Below are 13,762 nucleotides of genomic sequence, written 5' to 3'. Positions count from 1 at the left end.
TATATGGAATTGCAGGTTCTTACGCATCATTAAACAAATCTGATTATTATGACTATAAAACTGAATTTGCATGTGCCGTTAATATTTGTGATGTGCTTGTTAATCCATTTTTTGATATTATTTTCAAATGTTTCCTTTGCGCAAGCTGGCAGAGCTCATCCCAAAGAAAAGGATTTAGTAACGACCATTTCACGATTTCTCGGCAGAAACTCTAGTTTAAACAAATTAAGTTTAGAAGATCCTTACTTTGCCTTTAATCTGAAGATTAAAATTATAAAACGAAACAATAAATCTTTAGTTACCAATGTTGAATTTTCTAATTCAATTGGACTGCAAGTTTTTCCAACAGTTCAGGAGCTAAAGAAATTAGATTACTACAGCTTAATAAAGGAAACGACTAAATCGACACTTATCATCCCGATTCTAATCCTGAATAATCCTTCTGATAGTAAAAACCCAAGGGATATGATTACTGGCATGACAAAAAATTCACTTATAGGTATGACATCAGATTTATTCTATCCTAACCTCCTACAAAAGCATGTAACCCTTTTCCCAGTTTTCATAGTAAATCGATTGGATATTCCTTAAATAACCAAATATATAACTCTCGGTGATGGCTTTTCTGAATACGTTTCCCACAGGCAGCAACAATGAATAATGGTAACGAGCGTTCAATTTTTGTTGTTGTGATAAGCAGAGTACTTGAATAATCAATCTATATTAGCCTAAAAACTTCTAATCTTCGTTTTTTGAGATGAATGTACTTATTGCTAACAATACAGTACATAAAATCAACCTCTTTTAATAATTAATGTCTTGAATACGCAACTTAATCGAAGGAAGATACGTCTTATAAAAAAAGATACAAATGCTAATCAAAATCACAATAACATTTTTATTAATTATAAATTTCATTTCAGTGTATTCTCGGAATCGAAATGATTGTGATTGTACAATAGCCGTAAATGAAATAGTATCCGATATCGAAAGCAACTATCCGGGTTTTAGCTCTAAAGTAAATGTTGGCAAAAAGAGTTACTACAAAAAGTTGAAAAATAAGGTCATCACACAAGCAATGACTACTACTAATCGTGAAAGTTGCTTTTATATAATAGAGAAGTATATCCATTTCTTTAAGGATAATCACATTATTTTTAGTGACCGAAAAACATCACCCTCACAACATTCATTTTCCGGAAGAACAATTAAGAAAACGTCCGGACAACTCATTGGCAACTGGCGCAGAAATAGTGATTCGCTGTTGGTTAGTATTGTAAAAGGCTCGGATAATAAGTATGAAGGATACATCTTGAAACCGAACGGTAGATTAGGGGAAGTTTATTTTGAACTTATCGGAAATGATCATGAATTTAGAATTAGGAACTATAATACGCCTTTAACCACAGATTTACTTCGAGGGCGAAGGCTTAAAAACCTCCTGATCGAACCAAACGGTATTTGGCAAAAAATGGATAATGAGGAAAGTTACAAAGAAGTTAAAACATCGACCTATTCTGTCAATAAAAAATTTATTTACAATCAGGTAAAGGAATATATTTACTATCTAGGGATACCATCATTTAATATAGACGCCAGAAGTTTTGATTCGATTATAGTAAATCAGATTATCCCGCAATTAGAAAAAAATAAAATTACACACCTGATTATCGATCTTCGGAACAATGTTGGAGGAAATAGTTCATTTTTATCATTAATGAGGTTTGCATATGAAAGACCATTTTCTATTCCAGGCGATTTTCTGTTCGCTTCCCCAAAACTTATTCAAAATTACGAAATATCCACGAACTCAACTAGGCGGGCTATCCTTCCTAAATTAAGAGCTAACCTAGGTGGATTCGTACAAAGAGACTCACTTAGAATTATGCTTAAGGAAAATTATCGATATCCAAAAACAATCAGCATAATAGTAAATGAAAATTCTGCCAGCAGTTCTGAGTATTTTTTGATACTCGCAAAACATAGCACAAAAGTTAAACTGTATGGAAGACATACTGCAGGGACACTCGATTATAGCGAATTATTGGAGCCTGAAAAACTTTCCTGTGAAGGTTATTCCCTTATGCGACCAACTACAAAATCATATTGGACAGATAGCAGTCCAATAGATAATAAGGGAATTTTGCCAGATATTGATTTAAGCTTTTATCCTGATAACGAATGGGTAGATATTATCCTAGATAAACTTAAATAATAGGGCTATATAACAAACTGTTTCACCATAAATATAGATGCCTCAAATTAAGGTACTCCATTATCTTCGTTTTATGAGACAAATGCAAAGTTTAGAATCCTTGGCCTATCAAAAGAATTAGTTAATTCCCAGGTCTTTTGTAAATGAACTGCTTAAGAAAACTTCAAAAGGGTTTAGCCCGATTTTCTCTATTGTAATCCCCATAACAGCAACCATAACTTCATATTTGCTTTGCAAATTATTTCTGTCAATAATTTTTTCGTAATTGACTGCAGCGATAAGATCTATGAACCTGTCTATGGTTGTTGGTTCTATAAAATCCTTTTGTGGAAATATTCGGTCGATAAATGTTTCAAATGCTCCAGTTGTTAAAGGGTCTGGCATTTCCAATTTTGTTACCACAGAAATCCTTTTCCAAATGTCGTAATCTTTTGCTGATATTTGCTGAAATATAGTTTCATTGGGGGCCGTTGAAAGGTTAATCCCCAGTTCAACAATGGAATTTTTAAATTCATCTAAAAGCTTTCTTTTTGTGTCAATTGGCTGGGTAGAATATTTTACTTGGCTTGAAATATATTCTACAGCTTCTTGAACAGTTGACATTCTTGAAGCCTCTCTGTCGGGAATTTCAATTTTGAAATACCTTTCCCATTCCCAAACTAGTTCTACGCTATCAAGTCCCATATTGTCTATAATTCTTTTGGTTAAATGCTTGTTTTTCAAGATGACTTTTAATTTGGATTGAAATTAACTATGAATAGAATTGTGATTTGTTTTATCTGTTTCCAATCCAAATTGTTCCTTGTGGAAATGCATTGAAAGTTCTTTCAATACCATTTTCTGTTAAAGTAAATTTAAGGTGTGTTTTTTTAAGTTTTTTACCAAGCCACTTTTTTGTTTCAATGTAATCCTTTAGGTTACGATAATCTTCGGGCTTACCTAAGTAATCATCTTCTAAAGTCATTTTATGTTTAAAAGATTTCCATTGGTATTGCTTTAATCTTTCTTCTAATTCGCCATAACTTTTATATTCAAATACTTTCGGATGATTCGATTGGTGGAAAGTATTATCATAAAAGTGCAGCTTATCATCGATTGGACAAACGACCTGCGATTTGGAAAGATAAGGTTCAAATAACCAAACCTTTCGGTAAAAATCTTTGGCGAACGAATCTAGTTCAGTTTTCCAAGATTCATAGATATCGAGTAACCCGCGATAATTTTTCTTCTATTTTTTCTCCTCGGCTTGGGAACTGTGCTGTTTATAATGGCAATATCGCACCAAGGGTGCACGAGAACTTCACAATAATCCCGTTGGTTTCGGAGAACTAGTTTTTATTGTAGATCAAATTGGCATGTATCCAATCTTCAATATTCTTTGACCTTCTTTTCTGACCTCTAATTTTTTGGACTTTCATTATGCTGAGACTTTGATTGCATTATAGTTCGTTTTTTGAGATACAACTTAGCCGATATAAATCACTGCATGCAATAAATGAAAGCAGCCTACCAAATAAAGAAATAAGTTATAAAGTAATCCTATTCTATTTGCTGATAGTTTCGGCACCTTTGTTGACTTAAGGTTGATTATAACGTTTTACAGGTTTAACAACTTGAGGAATTACTTGCCGAAACTATGTCGCCTAACACGAAATTTAGTAACAAGCGCTGATGAAATTAATAGCACTTGCCCAGTAATTTTTTAAACCTACTATTATAAGGTTTATTTATTTTTCTTTTATATCAGTTAACAAATTGGTTAGTTCCTCAACTCGCTTTTTCGCAATTTCTAAGCCTTCTTCAAGAATTTTTTCTGCATTTGCTTTATTATCCATTACAGCCCATTCAAAGTTTCCTTGTTCAACATATAAATTTAGATTATCCTTTTGTATTTTAAGTAAACTATTGAAAAGAAGTCTTATATCTTCTAATTCATATTGTTTTATAATTTCTTTCTCATTATCTAGTTGGAGTAGCAGAAGATAATAATAGCCTAAAGATGAATTGAAATCGTGTTTCAAAAGGTTTTCGGCAAACCTTTTAATTATATCATCTGAATTATCTTCGGAAAGCTTAAGGTCAGTTAGTGATCGATTGATTTCTTCATTTTTCTTGATGAAAGCGTAAATAATTTCTTTAACGTTCATTGATAGATTTTAGTTATTGTTCAATTGGTAAAATGTCTTATAACCTATATTAAGCGAATATTCGTCCCCAAAAAACTTCCCTAAGCATTCCGATTGTTCTAATATAGGAGGAAGTTTTAATTTATAAGCTTTCCACTACTCAATATCTAATTATTGATATTTTGCAGCAATAGCTATTTCATTGTGATAATTTTTGTTCATTAGCCAAAATATTGAAAACAGAAAAGCCTTTGCAAATTACTGTAGCATTCATGACTTTCCTAAACAGCGTGGTCTTTTGTAAACAGTCTACCAATTGACAACAGAAAGAAAATAACAAGTTTGGGTGATTCGTTCGTTTTTTGAGACAAAAGGAACTAAGATTAATCTACAAATTTTTTCATAAGCCCTTTTTCATGATATTGAAATTTGTAGATAGATTTTACTGTTTCCCTTTGGGAGATGAAAAATATTGTTGTAATTATTGTACTATAAATTTACTTTAATTTTTTTATTACTCAATATCTTATCATTCAACATGATTTTGTACAAAAAAAAGCAGGAAAAACTCAATTTTCCTGCTTCCAAAACCTCAATCTAATTCTAATCTCAATACTACGGGCAATTTACAGCCCGGTTATAATCAGCCTCGGTAAAAGTGTATGTGAATTTGTAATGACCCTCATTAATTTTTTCGATTTTATAACTATTTACATTAATTAGCGTATGTTCGCTTGTTTCCGTCGATATAAAACATTTGTCTCCAATTTTTATGGTAACAGGTATTCTGTTTTCTTCAGTTAAATTAATAGGTAGTCCAAAATTATAGCTGTCTGGTGAGATACTTTCAGGCCCAATACCTCTTACCTCAAAAAAGTATTCTCCTCCATTAGCTTCAATTGCGAATTTTTTCTTAGGGTAGTCCATTACTATTTTCTTGCTGGTTGAATTTAAATAATGAAATTCAGCATATTGCGCATAATCAACTCTTTTCTTGCAAGAAAAGCTAAATAATGTTAAGCTAAAAACCCCAAGCACTAAATAGCGCATCCAAATTGTTTTCTGTATTATTATCATAGTTATTCCTAATATTGTTTTTCCAATCCGTACCATTAGCAGCACCATTTAGCGCATCTTGTATTTGTGTAATGTTATAAGCGTAAACCAGATCTCTATAATCTCCAAAACCATTATTGCTTGTATCATAATTGAAATCAATCATATCAATTACCACATTAGTGTATTTCGGTAAAAAAACTGTACCACCACTATAACCTGGGTATTCCATTCTCGTTAAAAACCATTCAGCGCCTCTGGCCCAAGATTCCGCCATCATATTTGTAGCTAAATCATCGTTGTTATAATGACTGTGATCTATCTTCCAGTGTACTGCATGAGCTAGCTCATGAATTGTTGTCGCATAGGTCGCTCTTGTATCAGCATATGATGGATGATAAATGTGAATGAATTCACCCCAGTTAAGTATTCTCCTTTGTGGTACTGCATTTCCTCCAGAAGTTGGAGTATCTGGATCTGGATAATCTTTCGCCCTTAATTTCATTTGTGTATGCCAAAATGCATTTTCCGGAGGTCTTTGCAAGCCTTGTATATCCTTATAATAATAATGGTACGCAGCTCTAAAGATGGTACTACAAAACTTATCATACGCATCAAATTGCACATCCCAAGCAGCTTCAATTTTTGGACCACTAATCTCTCTGGTGGTACCAAGACCATTGGTTCCATCTGTTACTTGAAATTCGTAACGTTCAAAATCTAGCCAATAATTCGCTGGGCGTGTAAACCACCCATCAACAGCGTAATACCCATCCGCATCAGTAAAGCCATTGTATGTGGTAAACCAACGGCGGGCCCTAACACGTATACCTTCCACTCCTATAATGCCTTTAAGGTCGTCATTTACAGTAATGCGGCCATGAGGTCGCCAATTTTCACCATTGCGATATGGGTCATTTGGTGGGTAAGGGCCTCCGCCACCTTCGCAATAATCATATTCTTCAAGCACCTCTTCATCAATTGGTTCCCCTTCACCTCCGCCTCCAACTTCGCCACCTCCGCATTCGGCAGACCGAGCCAATTCTCCCGTTTCTACAGAGTATGAAGAATTTCCATCGGCTGTAACTATTACCCTGTTGCCAGGTTTACTCTCATTGGGTATATAAAGGTCTTCAAGTTTTTGGTAAGGCACATCTGGTAACCTGTATGCCACAGGTACCGCTGCATATTGGTAGGTAGGTACTCCTGGTGATACTGATGGATCATGATAACTTCCTTTGTATTGGGTTTGTTCATTATCAAGGGGAAAAGGATAGATGGTTAAAGTGCTATCGACTTTCAATTTATCCATATCGGCTTGATTCCTGGGAATAAATTTAATGTAGTAATGGGTTGCGGTAATGCCTTGTTCGGCAATCTTTAAGCTTTCATTAAGTGTCATTTGCTTATTAATGCCAACGCCATCTTTTGTGCTTAAAATCATTTTTCCTTTTACATAACCTAATTTGTTATTGCGGCTAAGCTGAGCATCGCCTGCAAGAAGACCTGCCAAAGCCTTACGCATATTGGTAACTGAGTAAGGATTGTAACTTTTATTGGTTGTGGTTAGGGATGGAGGTGCACCACTAACTGTTTCATTTTTTTTACAGCTTACCATAGCTGCAAAGCATAAAATGCTTAAGAGAGGCATTAATTTAATTTTCATAAATCTTGTTTATATTTTGGTTATCACTAATAGGAGTAAACATAAATAATTTAATGTAAAAACCAAAGTTGGTCTACATTTGATCTGATAAAATCTAAGTTCCATATTCGATGGTTTTAGATAAATAAGACAACCAAAATTGGCTGCTCCGAACACTAACTTTTAACTAACAAATTATTGTAAAATCAAGATTGTAAATCTAGAAGTATTCTGACTTTCTCAAATACTCATATTTAGTAAAATTTAACATTACAAGGGATGTGACAAAGTAATGCTATACCCATTAAATTAACGCTCTCGAAGCAACAATAGTAAATACCTTCACATATAACAGTCAATAGGTTTAGTTTACTGTCTTTACAACTGCATCATTTCGATTAATCTGATACAAAATAGGAGCTAATTCTTTAGATATATTTCATTGATTATAACTAGTAAATTCCTCAAAGCATGAATAATAAAAACAGCTAAAAATGCATTTTTGCTATAAGTCTTAAAATAGTCATAAACAAAACAAGGATAGCAACCTAAAAAAAAAGCGAACAATTGATATTCTACGCTAAAATTATGAACCAAGCCAAATATCGTTGCTGAAACAAGAATAATTAAAAATATTCTTTTTTTTGAAGAAATGAAAGGCGGTCAACTGTTCGTAAATCAGCCATTGAAAGATAAAAGTTTCTAAAAGTGGAGAAATAAAAATAACAAAGAATGCAATCGAATACATATTCTTTCGTTTTTTGAGACACTCAATGTAGCAAAATTTTTAATCTTTTTAATTCAGTGCTTAAGAAGCAACAAAAGTGTTTATTCTGTCTTTAACCATAATTGGGGAATTTAATTTCTTTAGATTCGTATTATAACCTAACGTTTAATTTATGAAGAATTTTTCCCCTTTGCATGCAATATGGCTTTTACTTTTGATGACGTTTTATGGAACAACCTCCAATGCACAAATTGCAACTAAACAAATGTTCATTTTGAACACTAAATCATTATCAATTAAAAATATAAATAAAAATGAAATAGAGTTAAAAGCAATTTCGAAAGGTATAAAGCACTTAAGAATTGCTAGAAAAGAAACTACGGAAATTGGATCGGTAGCTAATACTATAAATGTTGATGTTAGTCATGGAATGCTAACATTGGAAGGAGACTTCGTTTTTAATAGCAAACAAGAAGATTTTTTTTGCCGGTTTTTTTTGCCAGGCTAAAAATACCAGAGGTGATTTGATTTTGTTTAATAACATGACAGACTTCAAAATCTTAAAATCAGCACATCTCAAAAATTATAAATTGCTTTTGCCTTTTGATCAAAAAATCACAGAGATCAAATGGGGTATCTACATCAAAGGTATGGGACAGTTGGAAGCCAGAAATATCTCACTGAAAGTAGATGAGGGTGAATTTAGCAATAAATGGAAAATTGAGAACATTCAAAACTGGAGTAACAAAACAAACAAATTGTTCGTTGATTACGCTAAACTTTGGGGTTTCTTAAAGTACTTCCATCCTAAAAATAGTTTAGGAAAAATTAACTGGGATAGTGTATTAGTGAGACACATTGACAATTTAATAAGCAGTAAAATCAATCAACGCTTGATCTGAAAATTGAAGAAATGCTTGCCACAACAGGAGGTATTACCGCCTGTGATAGTTGCTCATATAAAATAGCCGATTCCCTTAAATTAAATTATACCCCACCTTTAGAGGATTTAAATATTTCTTCTAAAAATTTAAAGCACCTCAGATATATCCTTAAAAATTTTAGGAAAGTAAATTCTTACCATGTACAAACATCCCCTCGTGGTACTCCAAATCCTTCATTTGTGAATGAAGCTGCTTTCAGTCAAATGGAATTGCCAGATGTAAATTATCGTTTGCTTACTTTAATTAGGTATTGGAATATTATAAATTATTTTTACCCATATAAATATACACTGGATGATAATTGGCAAAATTCTCTAAGTAAATTAATACCTATGTTTGTGAGTGCAAGGACTAAAGCTGAATATCACAAAGCAGTGCTTTTAATGAGTGCCGCGATCAGCGATAGTCATGCATCAACAATAAAAGGGATAAGCATTGAAAATGTTTTGGCAGCGAATAGGCAATCGCCTACCATCATCTTGCCAATGTCCTTAGTTTTAAAAGATGGAATAACTTACATTAAAGATATTGATTCCTCATTTGCGGAAAAATCAAATATTCGTCGTGGGGCAAGAATTTTATCAGTTAACAACACAATCATCGACTCTTTGGTAGCCAGACTATATACGATAGTTGGAGGCTCCAACAAAGGTTTTAAAGACAGTTTTATTTCGAGAAATAATCTTTTGGCGAATTCATTTGTAGTCAAAGGTAAGGTATCAATGATTACGCAATCTGAGCTGAAAAAAAATGAGACGTTATTGGAATATAATATGAAAGATTATATTCCCTTTTTTCGTAAAGTGTATACTTATAAAATGCCTAATTTTTCAAGAGCCGCTAATTATATGATTAGGGATTCAATACTATATATTGATCCTTCAAGACTAGACACTGCATTTTTGGGAAATCTGTCAAAAACAATCGAAAGCTTAAAAACCGTGATAGTAGATTTCAGGCCATACCCAAAATATCAAAGCGCTGCACGCTTACTGCAAATTCTATCAAGCAATAAAAATTCCGGAGTAAAATTTCAATGGATGGACTTAACTAACCCTGGGGTAATGGAAAAACCAGTGGTACAATCCGTAGTCGGACAAAATAAATTTAAAGGCAGGGTGATCGTACTCGTTGATGAGCAATCTTTAAGTCAAAGTGAATTTTGGGCCATGCAATATAGAAAATGCACCAGTACTTCTATAGTTGTCGGTAGGCCAACAGCAGGTGCTGATGGTGATATAAGTGAAGTGGCGCTTCCGGGAAATCTTACGGCATATTTTAGTGGAATAAGAATCAATTATCCAGATGGTAGCGAAACACAGCGCATTGGTATTCAACCAAACATAAAAGTTCAGTTTAATATTAAAGATGAGTTGGATGGTCGAGATACCATATTGGAAGAGGCTCTGAAATATTAGCAATATGCATTAATCGATGAAGTTTATAATCTTCGTTTTGTGAGATTCACGGTTTGAATTAAAATTAATAAAATCCTTTAAGAAAATGTCATCATTAAACTAACATTTATTGTTCGGCTTGAATCCACACTTTTTGGTTTTATAAGATTTGAATTGATCTAAAAATTTTGAGGCAGACTATTCAATTCAAAGAAAAGATCGGCTTTACACCGATCTTTTCTTTATAGTATTCATTCTTAATTTTATCAGAAACTGGAAATTAACATATTTTTTCCTTAACGACTTATCAATCTTATGGATTGCATGGTTACTAATCCTGATAATCCCAAGAGTGAAATGAACTATCCCATGTTTGCTTTGTTCCATACCCGACAGGCATAGAAAGCCTGTAAAACTTATTGCCTGCAACAGTAGTATATTCGAAGTTAGACCTTGAAAATCCAAGCCTTACTGTAGGTTACTGTTCATCTTTGCTATAAGCTTCACTGAGATCATTAGGAAATTTACCACGGTTCTTATCATAATTATCCAACTTTTTAAATACACTTTCACACCGAGCCATATTCTCATTATATTGATTATGAGTGATGAACTTAAAAAACAGGACAGAAATTATTGCGATAGGAAATATAAACATTAGTGCATAATCCTTATTCTTAAATCCAATTATCAATAATATTAATGACATGACCAAAAATAAACCTAAAATTATGATACCAATACTTATTGAAATTTTACCAACGATACACAGTTGCGCTATTGTAAGAACAAATAAAGCAGGTATTATGTTGATAATTATTTTTCTCATTTTAATGTGCTGATGGGTGCTGTTGGAAATGTGCATCTTTTATCGCTTTCTGAATTGCAAGCGCTTTCTTACAAAAGCTCTCTTAAATTTTGTTCTTTCATAGAAACCCCGGCATATCTGATCTTAATTATTGTATCATTAAAACGTTATCATGTAAATTTAATAAACTCTGTTTTGTGATACAAGTTTTTGGGAAAACGGTCCTGTTTAGATTTGATAGTTAAAAGCATTTTTTTTGAATCTCATAATACCACCGTTTAAAAAGAGCTTTTGGATCAAACAAAATTATCTCACAGACTTGTTTTTATCAGATTGGTAGTGGCTCCTTCCTGACTACAAATACCCACATACCATTTATGTTTTTAAAGAAAAAATATTCTTCTGAAAGAATTTCTGTTTAAGAAGCTGAATAGGAATATAAAAGCAGTTGATTTCCTTCGGGAGAAATTATTGGTTGACCTATCCAAATATGGCTATGGTTATGATTTTCTGGAGGGCCACTCTGGTTAGGGTTTAAGAGAGCGTATCAATCCAATTCTGATACAAATTTAAGGTTCAGCTGCGGCACGCAAAGGAATTTCCGGCATAAACCCACCTGTGGCCTTTTCAACGCTGTTCCATTTATTCCGTTCCTCCTTTTGCTTTGACGCAGTAGACTGAACCTTTAACAGCACCATAATTAAATCTTAAATATTATGGAAAAGCAAGTTTTTAAAGTTTCAGAGATTGAAATCAGTTATCGTCCGGCATTTAAGCTGTCAGAAAGACCAAAGGTCACTTCGTCGAACATCGCCTATAGCATATTGGATCAAAGTTGGGATCATAATAAAATGGAGCTGCTGGAGGAGTTTAAGGTACTGCTTTTGAACAGGCAGAATAGGGTATTGGGTGTGCTGAATGTGGCCCAAGGTGGATTTTCCGAGGTAATGATTGATCCTAAAGTGGTTTTCTCGGCGGCGTTGAAAGCCTGTGCGAGTGGCATTATTTTGAGCCATAATCATCCGAGCTCGGAGCTCAGCCCGAGTGAAGCGGATATCAGGTTAACCAGGAAAATGCTGGAGGGCGGAAAGCTCCTGGGGATTGAGGTGCTTGATCATATTATTGTTTCCGCATATGGTTATTATAGTTTCGGGGATGAGGGGATGATGTAACTTTTCAGCCTGGCGACACAGGTGAAAATCGTAAGCGGCACTGAATCAATTCAGCTCTGTGCTGGCTTTAATTCTACTTAGTGTTTCCTGGCGCATTCCCAGATAGCTCGCCAGGTATTTACCAGGAATTCTTTTTGGATTGCTGAACAGTGAACAGAATATTTGATATCGCGAGGAAGCATCAGGTATCCTGGAAAGGGCTGCCTGCTCATTGAGCTGATATATTTTCCTGGTCATGAGCGTTTTCAATATGAAACCAGATTCCGGGCAATGACGCAATAGTTTGTTGATCAAGGCGTGTGGCATCACGATCAATCTGCTATCTTCCAATGCTTTCAGCCGAAGTTCTTGCCCTTCAAGGTATTGGTATTTAAACAGGTCAGAGTCCAGCAGGTTGTCTTCACTCAGAAAATCCAGGGTAATATCTTTTCCCTGGTGTTCGATATATTTACGGATGAGCCCCGAAGACAAAAAGAATGTGCTATCCGTATCCTGCAATATTTGAGTAAGATCCTGATGACGGCTCACCTCTAGGATATAGGCATCTGATCGGATCAGTTTGATAAACTTAGGAGAAAGGGTATGATTTGCCTTGCAATAGCTGATAAAGGGTGTGACCATGTTTTTCTTATTAGGTAGGGCAAGGATAACGTATTTTGCATCAAATTCAAAAAATAATCTGGATTGCTGCAGATATTAGAGGCAAGTCCTATCCGTAACGTTCCGCCCTCATTTCATTTAAAACGGTATTTTGTCAATTACGAAAGGGCTTTATTAGGGGAGGTCTGGCTAATTTCGGGTGTTGAAAATGAGAGGAGATTTTTAACAGCGCTATGTTCTACTGGATTCTGATCGCTATTTTTTGGTATCCTCCCTGGCGGCACTTCGGATCCTGCTCAGGGTTTCCAGTCTCATGGCTAAAAAAGAAGCAATGTATTTAAGTGGTACCCGCTCCAGCAGATGATGGTAGCTTACTAGGAACCGTGCATAGCGTTTGGCAGCTGTTGGAAGCCTTGCAATAAAGGCACGTTCTGAGGCACCCTGATAATAGATCTCGGTCATTTTTCGACCGACATAATTGGCAATTGAAAAATGATCGTATAAATATCTCGACATGGAATGAGGAACGGCAATAGCCAAAACAGGTTCAATGCTTTCGATGTATTCATCAGAATCTACTTCTTTCCAGAGGTTTCGGATGCTTCCTGCAAGTTCAGCTTCTGCGGCGATCCAGGTCGTGATCTTTTGGTTTCCTGCTTTGATATATCCATGCACAGCGCCTTTGATGATTAAAAATATATAACGGTTGCGTTTGAGTGGGGAGGCGAGGTGTTTTCCTTTTGCAAAAGCAACAGGGAATGTTTGTTCGTTGATGATTTGCTCTATTTCCGGGCTGAGCATATGAAAGGATTTAAAGACTGCGATCAGCGGCGATATGCCGCCGAAATTATCCCATTTATTATCCCCGAATTCATTTTTTAAGTTCATTTTATGCAAAAATATAAAACTGCGTATTTTGTGCAATAAGATACATGTATATACAACTTAAGGTTGTTCAATGCAGCACAACTAACTTTAACCGGTAAGAATGATGTCTACATTTCGATCAGGACTTTGATCATATTTTAATTAAAAAAATACGTTAACACGTTCTACTTAGAAAGATTTAGCA

General features: G+C 34.5%; 15 protein-coding genes. 6 read left to right on the top strand and 9 right to left on the bottom strand.

Annotation, left to right across the window (positions count from 1 at the left end):
- The first annotated feature begins 48 nt into the window (after positions 1 to 48).
- Positions 49 to 591, top strand: coding sequence for a hypothetical protein (locus tag ON09_RS17075; protein WP_010602280.1), 543 nt, complete (start codon positions 49 to 51; stop codon positions 589 to 591).
- Between the two features lie 280 nt (positions 592 to 871).
- Complete coding sequence (locus tag ON09_RS17070) at positions 872 to 2,215, top strand: S41 family peptidase (RefSeq protein ID WP_010602279.1); 1,344 nt, start codon at positions 872 to 874, stop codon at positions 2,213 to 2,215.
- Between the two features lie 117 nt (positions 2,216 to 2,332).
- On the opposite strand, the gene ON09_RS17065 is transcribed toward ON09_RS17070, so the two are convergent.
- From ON09_RS17065 to ON09_RS26860, 6 genes are all read right to left on the bottom strand, one after another.
- Entirely contained in the window at positions 2,333 to 2,938 is a 606-nt protein-coding gene (locus tag ON09_RS17065; protein ID WP_147302549.1) for an acyl carrier protein, read from the bottom strand.
- A 52-nt stretch (positions 2,939 to 2,990) separates the two neighbouring features.
- Positions 2,991 to 3,179: a hypothetical protein gene (locus ON09_RS17060; protein WP_010602277.1), complete on the bottom strand. Its 189-nt coding sequence runs from the start codon at positions 3,177 to 3,179 to the stop codon at positions 2,991 to 2,993.
- 763 nt (positions 3,180 to 3,942) lie between these two features.
- Complete coding sequence (locus tag ON09_RS17055; protein WP_010602276.1) at positions 3,943 to 4,362, bottom strand: hypothetical protein; 420 nt, start codon at positions 4,360 to 4,362, stop codon at positions 3,943 to 3,945.
- Positions 4,363 to 4,956: 594 nt separating this feature from the next.
- Positions 4,957 to 5,391, bottom strand: a complete 435-nt coding sequence (locus ON09_RS17050; RefSeq protein WP_010602275.1) for a hypothetical protein — start codon at positions 5,389 to 5,391, stop codon at positions 4,957 to 4,959.
- Positions 5,363 to 7,063, bottom strand: coding sequence for a hypothetical protein (locus ON09_RS17045; RefSeq protein WP_010602274.1), 1,701 nt, complete (start codon positions 7,061 to 7,063; stop codon positions 5,363 to 5,365). Before ON09_RS17045 ends, ON09_RS17050 begins: the two co-directional genes overlap by 29 nt.
- A 399-nt stretch (positions 7,064 to 7,462) precedes the next feature.
- A complete protein-coding gene (locus ON09_RS26860; protein WP_394358225.1) occupies positions 7,463 to 7,666 on the bottom strand; it encodes a hypothetical protein in 204 nt (67 codons plus the stop codon).
- A 275-nt stretch (positions 7,667 to 7,941) separates the two neighbouring features.
- On the opposite strand from ON09_RS26860, the gene ON09_RS17040 reads away from it, so the two are divergent.
- Genes ON09_RS17040 through ON09_RS17030 form a run of 3 tightly spaced genes read left to right on the top strand, consistent with a single transcriptional unit; the run spans position 7,942 to position 10,131 of the window.
- On the top strand, positions 7,942 to 8,277 hold the full coding sequence (locus tag ON09_RS17040; protein ID WP_010602273.1) for a hypothetical protein: 336 nt from the start codon (positions 7,942 to 7,944) through the stop codon (positions 8,275 to 8,277).
- A gap of 34 nt (positions 8,278 to 8,311) precedes the next feature.
- Positions 8,312 to 8,671: a hypothetical protein gene (locus ON09_RS17035; RefSeq protein ID WP_010602272.1), complete on the top strand. Its 360-nt coding sequence runs from the start codon at positions 8,312 to 8,314 to the stop codon at positions 8,669 to 8,671.
- 11 nt (positions 8,672 to 8,682) lie between these two features.
- Entirely contained in the window at positions 8,683 to 10,131 is a 1,449-nt protein-coding gene (locus ON09_RS17030; RefSeq protein WP_010602271.1) for a S41 family peptidase, read from the top strand.
- Positions 10,132 to 10,588: 457 nt separating this feature from the next.
- Here the strand turns inward: ON09_RS17030 and ON09_RS17025 are convergent, their stop codons facing one another.
- Complete coding sequence (locus ON09_RS17025) at positions 10,589 to 10,939, bottom strand: hypothetical protein (RefSeq protein WP_010602270.1); 351 nt, start codon at positions 10,937 to 10,939, stop codon at positions 10,589 to 10,591.
- Between the two features lie 695 nt (positions 10,940 to 11,634).
- Here ON09_RS17025 and ON09_RS17020 point away from each other — a divergent pair.
- Complete coding sequence (locus tag ON09_RS17020) at positions 11,635 to 12,090, top strand: JAB domain-containing protein (RefSeq protein ID WP_010602269.1); 456 nt, start codon at positions 11,635 to 11,637, stop codon at positions 12,088 to 12,090.
- Positions 12,091 to 12,135: 45 nt separating this feature from the next.
- On the opposite strand, the gene ON09_RS17015 is transcribed toward ON09_RS17020, so the two are convergent.
- Complete coding sequence (locus tag ON09_RS17015) at positions 12,136 to 12,711, bottom strand: Crp/Fnr family transcriptional regulator (RefSeq protein WP_010602268.1); 576 nt, start codon at positions 12,709 to 12,711, stop codon at positions 12,136 to 12,138.
- A 234-nt stretch (positions 12,712 to 12,945) separates the two neighbouring features.
- Positions 12,946 to 13,578 (bottom strand): Crp/Fnr family transcriptional regulator, encoded by a 633-nt coding sequence (locus ON09_RS24375; RefSeq protein ID WP_029204414.1) that lies wholly within the window; start codon positions 13,576 to 13,578, stop codon positions 12,946 to 12,948.
- Between the last annotated feature and the right edge of the window lie 184 nt (positions 13,579 to 13,762).

This window comes from Pedobacter agri PB92 (assembly GCF_000258495.1).
Taxonomy (GTDB): domain Bacteria; phylum Bacteroidota; class Bacteroidia; order Sphingobacteriales; family Sphingobacteriaceae; genus Pedobacter; species Pedobacter agri.
Note: the sequence above shows the minus strand (reverse complement) of the source record. Positions and strands in the feature narration are given on the sequence as shown.

Excerpts from the sequence above, each read along its gene's own strand:
- ON09_RS17030 (WP_010602271.1), top strand. The coding sequence starts at position 8,683 with ATGCTTGCCACAACAGGAGGTATTACCGCCTGTGATAGTTGCTCATAT.
- ON09_RS17070 (WP_010602279.1), top strand. The coding sequence starts at position 872 with ATGCTAATCAAAATCACAATAACATTTTTATTAATTATAAATTTCATT.
- ON09_RS17045 (WP_010602274.1), bottom strand. The coding sequence starts at position 7,063 with ATGAAAATTAAATTAATGCCTCTCTTAAGCATTTTATGCTTTGCAGCT.
- ON09_RS17015 (WP_010602268.1), bottom strand. The coding sequence starts at position 12,711 with ATGGTCACACCCTTTATCAGCTATTGCAAGGCAAATCATACCCTTTCT.
- ON09_RS17050 (WP_010602275.1), bottom strand. The coding sequence starts at position 5,391 with ATGCGCTATTTAGTGCTTGGGGTTTTTAGCTTAACATTATTTAGCTTT.
- ON09_RS17035 (WP_010602272.1), top strand. The coding sequence starts at position 8,312 with ATGACAGACTTCAAAATCTTAAAATCAGCACATCTCAAAAATTATAAA.
- ON09_RS17060 (WP_010602277.1), bottom strand. The coding sequence starts at position 3,179 with ATGACTTTAGAAGATGATTACTTAGGTAAGCCCGAAGATTATCGTAAC.
- ON09_RS17025 (WP_010602270.1), bottom strand. The coding sequence starts at position 10,939 with ATGAGAAAAATAATTATCAACATAATACCTGCTTTATTTGTTCTTACA.
- ON09_RS17055 (WP_010602276.1), bottom strand. The coding sequence starts at position 4,362 with ATGAACGTTAAAGAAATTATTTACGCTTTCATCAAGAAAAATGAAGAA.
- ON09_RS24375 (WP_029204414.1), bottom strand. The coding sequence starts at position 13,578 with ATGAACTTAAAAAATGAATTCGGGGATAATAAATGGGATAATTTCGGC.
- ON09_RS17040 (WP_010602273.1), top strand. The coding sequence starts at position 7,942 with ATGAAGAATTTTTCCCCTTTGCATGCAATATGGCTTTTACTTTTGATG.
- ON09_RS17075 (WP_010602280.1), top strand. The coding sequence starts at position 49 with ATGACTATAAAACTGAATTTGCATGTGCCGTTAATATTTGTGATGTGC.
- ON09_RS17020 (WP_010602269.1), top strand. The coding sequence starts at position 11,635 with ATGGAAAAGCAAGTTTTTAAAGTTTCAGAGATTGAAATCAGTTATCGT.